General features: G+C 71.6%; 12 protein-coding genes. 6 read left to right on the forward strand and 6 right to left on the reverse strand.

The features are described from left to right. Positions 1-44: 44 nt before the first annotated feature. Complete coding sequence (locus tag ACWGPE_RS11730; protein WP_452048760.1) at positions 45-1,079, forward strand: GNAT family N-acetyltransferase; 1,035 nt, start codon at positions 45-47, stop codon at positions 1,077-1,079. 205 nt (positions 1,080-1,284) lie between these two features. Here the strand turns inward: ACWGPE_RS11730 and ACWGPE_RS11735 are convergent, their stop codons facing one another. The 3 genes from ACWGPE_RS11735 to ACWGPE_RS11745 form a co-directional block, all read right to left on the reverse strand. Further along, positions 1,285-1,716, reverse strand: coding sequence for a GNAT family N-acetyltransferase (locus tag ACWGPE_RS11735; protein WP_231430322.1), 432 nt, complete (start codon positions 1,714-1,716; stop codon positions 1,285-1,287). Positions 1,717-1,784: 68 nt separating this feature from the next. Continuing rightward, complete coding sequence (locus ACWGPE_RS11740) at positions 1,785-2,399, reverse strand: CoA-binding protein (protein WP_231430323.1); 615 nt, start codon at positions 2,397-2,399, stop codon at positions 1,785-1,787. Beyond that, positions 2,396-3,691 (reverse strand): O-acetylhomoserine aminocarboxypropyltransferase/cysteine synthase family protein, encoded by a 1,296-nt coding sequence (locus ACWGPE_RS11745; RefSeq protein ID WP_231430324.1) that lies wholly within the window; start codon positions 3,689-3,691, stop codon positions 2,396-2,398. Before ACWGPE_RS11745 ends, ACWGPE_RS11740 begins: the two co-directional genes overlap by 4 nt. A 263-nt stretch (positions 3,692-3,954) precedes the next feature. Here ACWGPE_RS11745 and ACWGPE_RS11750 point away from each other — a divergent pair, with 263 nt between their 5' ends. Beyond that, the gene (locus ACWGPE_RS11750; protein ID WP_231430325.1) at positions 3,955-4,284 is read left to right on the forward strand and encodes a DMT family transporter; all 330 of its coding nucleotides are present in this window, start codon (positions 3,955-3,957) and stop codon (positions 4,282-4,284) included. A 15-nt stretch (positions 4,285-4,299) separates the two neighbouring features. Here ACWGPE_RS11750 and ACWGPE_RS11755 read toward each other — a convergent pair whose 3' ends face one another. Together ACWGPE_RS11755 and ACWGPE_RS11760 are read right to left on the reverse strand one after the other, a co-directional pair. Beyond that, complete coding sequence (locus ACWGPE_RS11755) at positions 4,300-4,677, reverse strand: hypothetical protein (protein ID WP_275505610.1); 378 nt, start codon at positions 4,675-4,677, stop codon at positions 4,300-4,302. Positions 4,678-4,679: 2 nt separating this feature from the next. Next, positions 4,680-5,729, reverse strand: coding sequence for an NAD(P)-dependent alcohol dehydrogenase (locus tag ACWGPE_RS11760; RefSeq protein ID WP_231430327.1), 1,050 nt, complete (start codon positions 5,727-5,729; stop codon positions 4,680-4,682). A gap of 59 nt (positions 5,730-5,788) precedes the next feature. Between ACWGPE_RS11760 and ACWGPE_RS11765 the strand changes: the two genes are divergently transcribed. After that, positions 5,789-6,469, forward strand: a complete 681-nt coding sequence (locus tag ACWGPE_RS11765) for a TetR/AcrR family transcriptional regulator (RefSeq protein ID WP_275505612.1) — start codon at positions 5,789-5,791, stop codon at positions 6,467-6,469. A gap of 6 nt (positions 6,470-6,475) precedes the next feature. Here ACWGPE_RS11765 and ACWGPE_RS11770 read toward each other — a convergent pair whose 3' ends face one another. Further along, positions 6,476-8,080, reverse strand: a complete 1,605-nt coding sequence (locus ACWGPE_RS11770; RefSeq protein WP_452048761.1) for a dolichyl-phosphate-mannose--protein mannosyltransferase — start codon at positions 8,078-8,080, stop codon at positions 6,476-6,478. 29 nt (positions 8,081-8,109) lie between these two features. On the opposite strand from ACWGPE_RS11770, the gene rsmI reads away from it, so the two are divergent. From rsmI to metG, 3 genes are all read left to right on the forward strand, one after another. Beyond that, on the forward strand, positions 8,110-8,934 hold the full coding sequence (rsmI, locus tag ACWGPE_RS11775) for a 16S rRNA (cytidine(1402)-2'-O)-methyltransferase (protein ID WP_452048762.1): 825 nt from the start codon (positions 8,110-8,112) through the stop codon (positions 8,932-8,934). A gap of 110 nt (positions 8,935-9,044) precedes the next feature. Then, positions 9,045-10,184 (forward strand): NADP-dependent oxidoreductase, encoded by a 1,140-nt coding sequence (locus tag ACWGPE_RS11780; protein ID WP_231430331.1) that lies wholly within the window; start codon positions 9,045-9,047, stop codon positions 10,182-10,184. 295 nt (positions 10,185-10,479) lie between these two features. Next, on the forward strand, positions 10,480-12,039 hold the full coding sequence (metG, locus tag ACWGPE_RS11785) for a methionine--tRNA ligase (protein WP_275505615.1): 1,560 nt from the start codon (positions 10,480-10,482) through the stop codon (positions 12,037-12,039). Positions 12,040-12,041: the final 2 nt, after the last annotated feature.

Raw genomic sequence — 12,041 nt, forward strand, 5'->3', positions numbered from 1 at the left:
TCGCCAGGCCGCCGCGCCGACGGGCGGGCCTAGGCTGGATGACGATGTCGAACGCCGCCGGAACCCCGCCCGCATCCCCGACCATCCGTCCGATCCGCGCCGAGGAGTCCGCCGCCGAGGCCGCCCTGATCGGGCGCGCCTTCGCCGCAGGGCCGTACGGTCACCTGCCGAAAGGCGCCGAGCGCGCCGCGTTCGAGGCCGACACGGCGGGGCGTGCCGCCGACGGCGCCGTGCTCGTCGCGCTCGACGCCCAAAGCGGCGTCGTCGGCACGGCGAGCGTGCTGCGCGCCGGCACTCGCTACTCGCGGGTCGCCCGGCCCGGCGAGGCCGAGGTGCGCCTCATCTCCGTCGACCCAGCCGTGCAGGGCGGCGGACTCGGCGCCGCGCTCACGCGGGCGAGCCTCGAGGCGGCGCTCGAGTGGGGTGCGTCGGCGCTCGTGCTCGACACGGGCAGCCGCAACACCAGGGCCCAGGCGCTCTACGAACGACTCGGCTTCGAGCGCGCGCCCGAGCGCGACGCGGCGGTCGGGGCCGGCGTCGACTCGGTCGTGTACCGATACCCGCTTCAGCAGCGCGACGACGTCGTGGTGCGATCGATGCGGGACGGCGAGGCCGATCACGTCGCCCGGCTCGTCGAGTCGGCGTACGCCGCCGACTTCGAGCTGAACGCGGGGTATCGCGCCGACATCGTCGCCGTGGCCGAGCGCGCGCGCGACCATCGGGTGTGGGTCGCCGTCGACTCGGCGACCGGCGAGCTCCTCGGCACGGCGTCGACGCCGCGAGCCGGCGCGACGTTGTCGCCGGTCGCGCGGGCCGGCGAGCTCGACTTCCGCTTCCTCGGCGTCGCACCGGGTGCCCGGCGGCGCGGCATCGGCGAGACGCTCGTGCGGCACGTGCTGCGACTCGCGCGCATCCGCGGGATGGACCGGGTGGTGCTCAACACCGGCCCCGACATGCTCGACGCGCAGCGGCTCTACGACCGGCTCGGGTTCGCCCGCCTGCACGAGCGCGAGTACCGCTTCGTGCGCCCAGACGGGTCGGGCTTCCAGATGCTCGCCTATGGACGCGACGCCGCGTGACCGCTTCGTGCGCCGCCGCCCTGGTGGTGGGTCGGGCTTCCGGATGCTCGCCTGTGGACGCGACGCCGCGTGACCGCTTCGTGCGCCGCCGCCCCGGTGGTGGGTCGGGGTTCCGGATGCTCGCCTACGGGCGCGACGCCGCCTGACGGCAGCGAAGCGGCGCCCCTGCCGCGGGCGGTCGGGAGCGTGGCCGGGTCGCCCCCGCTCAGACGATCGGGTCGGGCCCGACCCGCGACATCCAGTCCGCCGCTCGGTCGATCGGCGCGAACCCGAACTTCTCGTAGAGGCCGTGGGCGTCGCCCGTGATGAGCACCACGCGCTTCAGGCGCAGCGGGTCGAGCGTCGCGAGCACGTACTCCATCAGCGAGACGCCGAGGCGCTCGCCGCGGCTCTCGGGGTCGACGATGACATCGCAGAGCCAGGCGAAGGTGACGCCGTCGGTGACGACGCGGGCGTAGGCCAGCTGCCCGCCCGAGTCGCGGTCGTACACGCCGAAGTTCATCGACCCGTCGATCGCCGCATCCTGCGTCTCGCGAGGTCGGCCGAGCGCCCAGTAGGCGTGCTCGGAGAGCCAGCGGTGCACGCGTTCGCGGTCGAGCCGGGCGGGGTCGGTCGAGAAATCGAGGTCGCGGGGCATCGGTCCAGCGTATCGGGGCGCGGTTCGAGCGGATGCCTCCACCGAGGCATCCGCTCGACGGGAGCACGTCAGCGCACGGTCTTGCGCGACGTGATCTGACCCGTGTCGAATCCGAGCAGGTGGAGGCCTCCGTGGAAGCGGGCGTGCTCCACCTTGATGCAGCGGTCCATGACGACGGTGAGCCCCTGCTCCTCGCCGTAGTACGCGGCCTCCTCGTTCCAGATGCCGAGCTGCACCCAGATGGTCTTCGCACCGGCCGCGACGACCTCGTCGACGACCTTCGGGATGTCGCTGCCCCGGCGGAACACGACGACGACGTCGGGCACCTCGGGCAGGTCCGTGAGGCTCGCGTACGCCGGCTGGCCGAGGATCTCGGTCTCCATCGGGTTCACGAAGTAGAGGCGGTAGTCGCTCGACTGCTGCAGGTACGTGCCCACGAAGTAGCTCGAGCGCTGCGGCTTCGGCGAGGCGCCGACGATCGCGACCGACTTCGCCGCGTCGAGGATGCGCAGGCGAGCCTTCGCGTCGGGACCCGTCCACGTGCGCTGCGAGCGCAGCAGCTTCGCGAGCGGCGAGTCGGCGGGCAGGTCGCAGCTCAGGCCGTTGACGAGGCGCACGGTCTCGAGCTCGGCCGCCGCCGAGGCATCCGTCTGCGTCGCCTGCCCGGTGATGGTGTCGGTCATCGCGTGCCTCCTGTCGCGGCGGCGAGCGCCTGGTCGAGATCGTAGATGATGTCGTCGACGTCCTCGATGCCGATCGAGAGCCGCACGACGCCGGGCAGCACGCCCGCGTCGACGAGCTGCTGCTCGGTGAGCTGGGCGTGCGTGGTCGACGCCGGGTGGATGATGAGCGTCTTCGCGTCGCCGATGTTCGCGAGGTGCGACGCGAGGTTCACGTTCTCGATGAGCGCCTGGCCCACCTGCCGGCCGCCCTTCACCTCGAAGCTGAACACCGAGCCCGGGCCTTGCGGCAGGTACTTCTTCGCGCGGTCGTGGTGCGGGTGGCCCTCGAGGCCCGCCCAGAACACGCGCTCGACCCGCGGGTCCTCGGCGAGCCACCGGGCGACGGCGCGGGCATTGTCGACGTGCGCCTGGATGCGGTACGGCAGGGTCTCGACGCCCTGCGCGAGGAGGAACGCCGAGTGCGGCGCGAGCGTCGGGCCGATGTCGCGCAGCTGCTCGGCGCGGAGGCGCGTCAAGAAGGCGTACTCGCCGAAGTTGCCCGACCACTCGAGGCCGCCGTAGCTCGGCACCGGCTGGCCGAACAGCGGGAACTTCTCCGAGTGCCAGTGGAACCGGCCCGACTCGACCACGACGCCGCCGAGGGTCGTGCCGTGCCCGCCGAGGAACTTGGTCGCCGAGTGGGTGACGATGTCGGCGCCCCATTCGATCGGGCGGTTGAGGTACGGGGTCGCGATCGTCGAGTCGACGATGAACGGGATGCCGTGGGCGTGGGCGACGTCGGCGAGCGCCTCGAGGTCGGCGATCTCGCCCGAGGGGTTCGCGATCGTCTCGACGAAGAGGGCCTTCGTGTTCTCGCGGATGGCCGCGGCGTAGTCGTCGGCGTCGGAACCGGCGACGAAGGTCGTCTCGATGCCGAAGCGGCGCAGCGTCACGTCGAGTTGGGTGATCGAGCCGCCGTAGAGCTGCGCGGAGGCGACGATGTGGTCGCCGGCTCCCGCGAGCGATGCGAAGGTGATGTACTGCGCGGCGAGTCCGGAGGCGGTCGCGACGGCGCCCAGGCCGCCCTCGAGGCTCGCGATGCGCTCCTCGAAGCTCGCGACCGTCGGGTTCGCGAGGCGTGAGTAGATGTTGCCGTACTTCTGGAGGGCGAACCGTGCCGCGGCGTCGGCGGTGTCGTCGAAGACGAACGCACTCGTCTGGTAGATCGGCAGCGCGCGGGCGCCCGTCACCTGGTCGGGGATGTTGCCCGCGTGGATGGCGCGGGTCTTGAAGCCGTATTCGCGGTCTGCCATGCCGAGAACGCTACGCGCACCCGGCGTCGGCCTCGCGCCCGCGTCGTAACCTACGGCAACGGATGCCTCGCATCCGCCCCATGCACCCGTCGGCGGAGGGGGTCGGTCGGGCCAGGGTGCACAGGGGTTGATCAGGCCGGTTCGCTATCCTGTGATCAGGTCGCCCACCCCGGCGGCCACCGGACGAGGGCACCCAGTACCCGGACACGACGACTGGCACGCGACATCCTTCTCGATGTCGATCTGGTCAGGAGTGAACAGTCATGGCATGGGTCATCCTCATCGTCTCGGGCGTGCTCGAAGCCGTCTGGGCCACCGCACTCGGCAAGAGCGAGGGCTTCACGAAGCTCTGGCCGAGCGTGATCTTCTTCGGCGCCCTCGCCCTCTCCATGGGCGGGCTCGCGTGGGCCATGCGAGACATCTCGACCGGTACCGCCTACGCGGTCTGGGTCGGCATCGGCGCGGCACTCACGGTCGTCTGGGCGATGATCACGGGCGATTCGGATGTCTCGTGGCTGAAGCTCGCCCTCATCGCCGGCCTCGTCGGCTGCGTCATCGGGCTCAAGTTCGTCGACGGCGGCGCCGGCCACTAGCGATGCGCCGGGTGCTCACGCCTCCTGGGCCGGGTGCCAGGCGAGCGCGACCCAGATGAGGAGCGCGTTGAACCCGAAGCCCACGACGATGAGCACGTTGTCGTAGAGGCCCTTGTAGGGCAGCGCTGCGAGGTTGAACAGCACGAGCGCGGCCGAGACGATGACGGTGATCCACTTGAGCGGGGTCGCCGGCACCATGAGCGAGATCGTGATCATCGCGATCGGCACGAGCATGATGAGTGCGGCCAGCACCCACATCCAGCTCGCGGCCGCCCGGTCGCCGATCCTGCCCGGCTCGGCATCACCGGCGAAGATGCGCAGCACGTCGCCGAGCAGGTAGACCAGCATGAGCGAGATCCAGCCGCCGGCGAGGATGACACGGGTCGGGTCCATGGTCAAGCCGCCGCCTCGGCCGACCCGGCCGCCGCGCCCGCGCCCGCGGCCTCCTGCGGATGCAGCACGAGGTTGCCGACCTTGCGGCCCGAGTCGACGCGGGCGTGCGCCTCGGCGAGGCGGTCGAGCGGCATCGTCTCGTCGATGACGACCCGCAGTGCGTCCGCCTCGACGAGGTCGAGCAGGGTCGAGAAGTCCTCGGGTCGCTCGGGCGAGGTGCCCGTCTTCACCGGACCGTGGGCGGTGATCATCTCGCCGAGGCTCGCGACGGCGAGCAGCAGTCGCCCGCCCTCGGCGAGGAGCGGTCGCCCGGTCGCCGGGCTCAGCACGCCCACCGTGTCGAACACGACGTCGAAGCGCTCGCCGCGTGACTCGAGCGACTCGAGCGGCGTCGCGCGGTAGTCGACGACCCGGTCGGCGCCGAGCGCGGTGACCAGTTCGGCGTTCGGTGCGCTCGTGACGGCCGTGACCCTCGCCCCGAAGTGCTTCGCGAGTTGCACGGCGTTCGTGCCGACCGCGCCCGAGGCTCCGACGACGAGCACGTGCTCGCCCGGCCGCACCGCGGCCTTGTCGCGCAGGTAGTGCAGCGCCGTCGCGCCGCCGAACAGCACCCCGGCCGCGTCGTCGAACGACACCCCGTCGGGGATGCGCGCGAGCCGCGAGGCGGGGACCGCGACGAGTTCGGCGTGCGCGCCCATACGCGCGCCCGTCATGCCGCAGACGCGGTCGCCGACGGCGAACCCGGATGCCGCTGAGGCGATGCCGCCCGCGTGCGGGGCGCCGCCCGTGGCATCACCACCGATCGTCTCGACGACCCCGGCGAAGACCACGCCGAGCACCCTGGCGCGCGGGCCGTTCACCCCGAGTGCGAGCCTGCCCGGCAGGGCGAAGCCGCGCGGGAACCGGGCGCCGCGGATGCGGGCGTCGCCCGAGTTGACGGTCGCCGCCATGACGCGCACGAGCGCCTCGCCGCGGCCCGCGACGGGATCGGGCACCGTGTCGACCCGTACGACCGACGGCGGACCGTACCGATCGACCACTCCTGCACGCATGTTGCTCCCTTACACCTGTAAGTCCCTGTGTCGATCACGATAGCCTTACAGTCGTAAGGATGCAAGCATCGCCCGAGAACGGAGTCGGCATGGCCCAGCGCACCCCGCTCAGCCGCGAGCGCATCATCGCCGCCGCGATGCAGGTCGCCGACGGCGGCGGCCTCGCGGCCGTCAGCATGCGCAGCGTCGGCAAGGCACTCGGCGCCGAGGCGATGTCGCTCTACCACCACGTCTCCGGCAAGGAGGAACTCCTCGATCTCCTCGCCGACGCGGCGTTCGACGAGATTCCGCTGCTCGAGATCGGCACGCCGTGGCGCGCCGCGATGACCGCCCGCGCCGACACCATGCGCGCCGTGCTCAAGAAGCACTCCTGGGCGCTCGGCCTCCTCGAGTCGCGGTCGGATCCCGGACCGGCCGTCATGCGGCACCACGACCGCGTGCTCGGAGTGCTGCGGCGCGACGGCTTCGACCTCGCGCTCGCCGCACACGCCTACTCGGTGCTCGACGCCTACATCTACGGCTTCGTGCTCACCGAGCTCAACCTGCCGTTCACTCCCGACGTCGGCGCCGACGCCTTCGCCGAAGGGCTCGAACTGCCCGCCGACGAGTACCCGCACCTCGCCGAGATGCTCGAGCAGATGGTCCTCGGGCACGACTACGACTTCGGCGACGAGTTCGGCTACGGCCTCGACCTCGTGCTCGACCAGCTCGAGCTGCGGCTCGCGGCTCAGCAGGCCTGAGTTCGCTCAGCCCCAGCTCGGCAGCCAGAAGTGCAGCTGCCGCACGATGGGCGTGAGCGGTATCCCCGTCCAGATCGGCAGGAAGAACGCCGACACGGCGATCACGACGACGAGGTAGACCCCGACCGTCCAGAGCCCTCCCTGCCGGCGCCAGCGCGGGTCGGTCGGCCTGCCCGCGACGATGCCGATGACGTAGACGAGCGCGAGCACGAGGAAGGGCTCGAACGCGATCGAGTAGAACTGGAACACCGTGCGGTTCAGGTACATGAGCCACGGCAGGTAGCCGGCGGCGAGACCGACGAGGATCGCGGCCGCCTGCCACTCGCGGTACCGCGCGAAGCGGTAGACGAGGTAGAACGCGGCGAGCGCCGCCGCCCACCAGATGAGCGGGTTGCCGACCTCGATGATCGACGAGACCTGCCCGTTCGCGTCGTCGTAGTACATGTTGGTCGGTCGGATCATGAAGAGCCACGTCAACGGATTCGACTGCCAGGGGTGCTCGCTGTGCACGCCGACGTGGTACTGGTAGGCCGAGGAATGGTAGTGCCAGAGGCTCTGCAGCGCCTTCGGCACCCAGGCGAGCGCGCCGGTCCACGCGTTGCCCTCCTCGTCGGCCCAGTGCCGGTAGTAGCCGCCGTCGGTCGTGAGCCAGCCGGTCCACGACGCGAAGTAGACGACCATTGCGACCGGCACGAGCAGCACGAACGTGACGGGCGCCTGCTTGAGCAGCGCCGCGCTCGCCCAGAACGGTACGCCAGCACGGCGGCGGGCGAGGGCGTCGACGACCACCAGGTAGACGCCGAAGGCCGCGAGGAACCAGAGTCCCGACCACTTCACCGCCGTCGCGGCCCCGAACGCGGCGCCCGCGGCGACGACCCATGGCCTCGCCCACAGCGCGGGGCCGAAATGCGGATCCCGACCGGCGCCCCACTCGGCCGCCAGCCGGCGGTCGAGCGCCCGCTCCGCATGCTCGCGATCGATCAGGACGAACCAGAACCCGAGCAGGCAGAAGAGCATGACCCAGTTGTCGAGCAGCGCGACGCGCGACATCACGATCGCGTTACCGTCGATCGCGAAGAGGAGGCCTGCGACCACCGCGAGCGAGGTCGAGGCGAAGAGCCGCCGCGCCACCATCGTCAGGAGGAAGACCGCGATCGTGCCGGCCAGCGCCGTCGTCGCGCGCCACCAGAACGCGTCGCCCGCGCCGAACGCGGCCATGCCGAGCCCGATGAGCCACTTGCCGAGCGGCGGATGCACGACGTACGCGGGGTCGTCGAGGTAGACGTTCGGGTCGCCGCGGGCGAAATCGGCGTCGGCGCCGTCGGGCCAGCTCGACTCGTAGCCGTTGTGCCAGAGGGTCCAGGCGTCCTTCACGTAGTAGGTCTCGTCGAAGACGATCTGGTGCGGGTGGCCGAGCCCCCAGAAGCGCAGCACTGCGGCGACGAGCGTGACGAGGAGGGGGCCGCCCCACGTCCAGAGTGCGCGACGACGCGGCGTCGCGGTCGCGGCGGCCCACCACTCGTCGAGCCGCGATCCACGCGGCTCGACGTCGGCCTCGTCGGCGTCGTCGAGTCGGGACCCCTGGGGTTCCACCGTCTCGTCGACACTCATGCGCCCAACCCTAGGACAGACTGGAACCCATGATCATCCTCGCGGCGACCCCCATCGGCAATCTCGGCGATGCGTCGACGCGACTGCGCGAGGCGCTCGGGACGGCGACCGTGATCGCCTCGGAGGACACCCGCGTGACCCAGCGCCTGCTTGGGGCGCTCGGCATCGACAACCGGCCGCGCCTCATCGCCCTGCACGAGCACAACGAGCGGCAGAAGGCGGCCGAACTCGTGGAGCTCGCCCGCGACGACGATCTCCTCGTGCTGAGCGACGCCGGTATGCCGACCGTCTCCGACCCCGGCTTCCCGCTCGTGGCCGCGGCCGCCGCCGCCGGTGTCGTCGTCACGGTGATCCCCGGGCCTTCGGCCGTGGTCACGGCACTCGCCGTCTCGGGGCTGCCCACCGATCGGTTCGCGTTCGAGGGCTTCCTGCCCCGCAAGGCCGGCGAGCGCGGCCGCCGGCTCGCGGAGCTCGCGGGGGACCGGCGCACGCTCGTCTTCTTCGAGGGCCCGTCGCGGCTCGCCGCGAGCCTCGAAGCGCTCGCGGAGGCCTTCGGAGCCGACCGGCCGGCGGCCGTGTGCCGAGAACTCACGAAGCTCCATGAGGAGGTGCGCCGCGGCCCGCTCGGCGAGCTCGCGGCCTGGGCGGCCGACGGCGTGCGCGGCGAGATCGTCATCGTCGTCGGGGGAGCGGGCGACGTCGTCGTCGACGCCGATGCCGCGCTCGAACGGGTGCTCGGCCTCGCGGCATCGGGCACCCGGCTGAAGGACGCCGCCTCGCTCGTCGCCGCTGAGACCGGCCTCGGCAAGCGCGAGCTCTACGAGGCCGCGCTCGCGAGCCGCGACGGGCGCTGAACCGCGCGCCGCAGCCGCCGCCGCAGATCGCTCACCCCGCGCGCAACCCCTGTCGGTCGGCCCCCGATTGGGGGACAATGGAACCGTTCGCACGATCCAGGAGGTGCGAGATGGCAACCAGAGACGAGTCGCGGGCCTTCACGGCCCGGGCGGTGCGATACGCCGAGTTCGGCGGCCCCGAGGTGCTGCACGTCGACGAGGTGCCGATGCCGGTGCCCGGCGACGGCGAGGTGCTCGTCGAGGTCTTCGCGGCGGGCCTCAACCCCGCCGAGAGCGCGACGAGGCGCGGCGAGCACGACGGCCAGGGCCCGATCGCCCTCCCGGCGATGCAGGGGCGCGATCTTGCCGGGGTGGTCATCGCGACCGGCCCCGACGTCGGGCGGTTCGGCCGCGGCGACGAGGTCATGGGCTTCGTCGAGCGCGGCGCGCAGGCCACGCACGTCGCGGTACCCGAGCGCCAGCTGCTGCCGAAGCCGGCCGGGCTCTCGTGGGAGGTCGCCGGTTCGCTCTACGTCGCCGGCACGACCGCATGGAACGCCGTCGAGGGCCTCGCCCTCGGCCCCGACGACACGGTCGTCGTCACCGCCGCCGCCGGTGGGGTGGGCTGCCTCGCCGTGCAGTTCGCACGGATGCGCGGCGCGACCGTCATCGGCACGACGACCCAGGAGCGCTTCGACTTCCTGCGGCAGTTCGGCGTGATCCCCACGCGATACGGACCGGGGCTCGCCGAGCGGGTGCGGGCGATCGTCGAGGAGACCGAGCATGCGCGACCCGTGAGCGCCTTCCTCGACTTCCTCGGCGGCGAGACCGACGCCGCCGCCGAGCTCGGGGTGGCGAGTTCCCGCACGCTGACCGTGCTCGACCACGAGGCGGTCGAAGCCGACGATGCGGTCGCGGCGGGCACGGGCGACGTCGTCGCGATGGGGCGGGTGGCCGCGCTCGTCGCGGCCCGCCGGGTGCGATTGCCGATCGCCGACGTGTTCGGGCTCGACGGCATCGTCGACGCGTACCGGGCGCTCGACCGGCGCGACGCGCCGGGCAAGATCGTGCTCGGCCTCAGGGTGGTCGACTATCCGGGCCAGAAGGTGCGCGAACCCGCGATCAAGGAGCAGGACGTCACCCTCGGTGTGCCGACCCCGCACGCCCACATGGAGGTGACCGAGGCGATCCCGCCCGCGATCGGCGACGGCAGCGTGCGGCGCCGTCACCGCGAGGAGCACGAGCGGGAGCAGGCGGCGGCGGCCGAGTAGTGCGGGGGTTTCGCGATGCCTCCTCCTTCGCCGGTCGCCGCTCAACAGCGGAGGCGAGTAACGCAGACGTGGAGGCATCCCGTGCGCCCATGGGGTTGAGCAGCCCTGTGGGTCGAGTCCGAGGCCTCCGCAGTAATGCTGCTTCGTGCGCCCATGGGATTGAGCGGCCCTGTGGGTCGAGTCCGAGGCCTCCGCAGTAATGCTGCGTCGTGCGCCCATGGGGTTGAGCGGCCCTGTGGGTCGAGTCCGAAGCCTCCGCAGTAATGCTGCTTCGTGCGCCCATAGGATTGAGCGCATGGCCGAAGCCTCCTCGTTCTACATCACCACGCCCATTTTCTACGTGAACGACGTGCCCCACATCGGGCACGCGTACACCGAGGTCGCCGCCGACGTGCTCGCGCGCTGGCACCGGCAGGCGGGCGACGACGCGTGGATGCTCACGGGCACCGACGAGCACGGCCAGAAGATCCTGCGCACCGCGACCGCGAACGGCGTCACCCCGCAGGAGTGGGCCGACAAGCTCGTCGCCGACGCCTGGATCCCGCTGCTCGAGACGGTCGACATCGCGAACGACGACTTCATCCGCACGACCGACGCGCGCCACGAGGCGAACGTGCAGAAGTTCCTGCAGAAGCTCTACGACGACGGTCACATCTACACGGGCGAGTACGAGGGCTACTACTGCGTCGGCTGCGAGGAGTACAAGCAGGAGTCCGACCTCGTCGCGGGCACCGGCGAGTACGAGGGGCAGCAGGTCTGCGCCATCCATTCGAAGCCCGTCGAGCTGCTGCACGAGAAGAACTACTTCTTCCGCACCTCGGCGTTCGCCGAGCGGCTGCTCGCGCTCTACGAGGAGCGCCCCGACTTCGTGCAGCCCGAGTCGGCCCGCAACGAGGTGCTCGGCTGGGTGCGCTCGGGCCTCGCCGACCTCTCGATCTCGCGGTCGACGTTCGACTGGGGCGTCAAGGTGCCGTGGGACGAGACCCACGTCGTCTACGTCTGGTTCGACGCCCTGCTCAACTACATCACCGCCGTGGGTTACGGGCAGGACGATGACGAGTTCTCGCGGCGCTGGCCCGCGCAGCACATCGTCGGCAAGGACATCCTGCGCTTCCACGCCGTCATCTGGCCGGCGATGCTGATGGCCGCCGGCCTCGAGGTGCCGAAGGGCGTCTTCGGCCACGGCTGGCTGCTCGTCGGCGGCGAGAAGATGTCGAAGTCGAAGCTCACGGGCATCGCGCCCGAGCAGATCACGTCGACCTTCGGCTCCGATGCGTTCCGCTACTACTTCATGCGCGCGATCGCGTTCGGCCAGGACGGCTCGTTCTCCTGGGAGGACCTCGCCGCCCGCTACCAGGCCGAACTCGCGAACGGCTTCGGCAACCTCGCCTCGCGCGTCGTCGCGATGATCAACCGGTACTGCGACGGCGTCGTGCCTCGGCAGGGCGCGCTCGAGGCGGCCGACATCGAGATCGGTGCGGTCGAACGACGGGCGACGGATGCCTCGTGGCAGGCCATCGACCGCATCGCGATCCATGAGGCGATCGGTGCGGCGTGGGAGCTCGTCGACGCGCTCAACGGCTACCTCACGGCCGAGGAGCCCTGGGCGCTTGCCAAGGACCCCGAGCGGCGCGACCGGCTCGAGACCGTGCTCGCGACGGCCTACCGCGGGCTCGGCACCCTCGCGGTGCTGCTCTCGCCGGTGCTGCCGAAGGCGACGGCGAAGCTGTGGACGGCGCTCGGCGCGCCCGGCACGGTGCAGGACGCGCGCGTCGACCTTGCGTACGAGGCGGAGCTCGGCGAACGCGTCGCCCCGCTCGAGGCGCTGTTCCCGCGGGTCGAGGTCGCGGAGTAGGT

The organism is Agromyces sp. NPDC055658 (genome assembly GCF_053618155.1).